Raw genomic sequence first — 200 nt, 5'->3', positions numbered from 1 at the left:
TGGCCTATGGTGTAATTGGCAACACAACGGTTTCTGGTACCGTCATTCTAGGTTCGAGTCCTGGTAGGCCAGCAGTGAAGATGTTCACTGTTGAATGTATTCACTAACTGCAAAGTTCTAAGCCCCGTTCGTCTAGCGGCCTAGGACGCCGCCCTCTCACGGCGGTAACACGGGTTCAAATCCCGTACGGGGTACAAAGA

2 tRNA genes are annotated in these 200 nt (G+C 52.0%); both read left to right on the top strand.

Annotation, left to right across the window (positions count from 1 at the left end):
- Nucleotides 1-72: transfer RNA gene (locus tag HMPREF2708_RS10850), tRNA-Gln, on the top strand.
- 49 nt (nucleotides 73-121) lie between these two features.
- Nucleotides 122-194, top strand: a tRNA-Glu gene (locus tag HMPREF2708_RS10845).
- Nucleotides 195-200 lie beyond the last annotated feature (6 nt).

It is taken from the genome of Corynebacterium sp. HMSC073H12 (genome assembly GCF_001837775.1).
In the GTDB taxonomy this organism is placed as follows: Bacteria; Actinomycetota; Actinomycetes; order Mycobacteriales; family Mycobacteriaceae; genus Corynebacterium; species Corynebacterium amycolatum.
This window is presented reverse-complemented; position numbering and strand designations above follow the sequence as displayed.